1 protein-coding gene is annotated in these 270 nt (G+C 73.0%); it reads right to left on the reverse strand.

Annotated features, from left to right (window positions below):
- Nucleotides 1–48 precede the first annotated feature (48 nt).
- The coding region (locus FLQ44_RS17960) for an endolytic transglycosylase MltG (RefSeq protein WP_206208964.1) at nucleotides 49–270 on the reverse strand (222 nt) is incomplete at its 5' end.

A 270-nucleotide genomic window follows, 5' to 3' on the forward strand; every position in this document is an offset into this window, starting at 1 on the left:
CCTCGCCGCCTTCGAAGCTGACGAAACGCGCATGGCTGATCCAGTGGCTCACTGCCCTGCCCTCCGGCTGCGCTCGATCTGGCGCCAGCGCGCGACCGCGCGGTTGTGCTCCTGCAGGGTGCGCGAGAACACGTGGCCGCCGTCGCCGCTGGCCACGAAGTACAGCGTGTCGCCGGGCGCCGGATCGACCGCGGCCTCGATGGCGGCGCGACCCGGCATCGCGATCGGCGTCGGCGGCAGGCCGTCGCGGGTGTAGGTGTTCCACGGCGT

The sequence above is a fragment of the Vogesella mureinivorans genome, from assembly GCF_007644035.1.
Taxonomy (GTDB): Bacteria; Pseudomonadota; Gammaproteobacteria; order Burkholderiales; family Chromobacteriaceae; genus Vogesella; species Vogesella mureinivorans.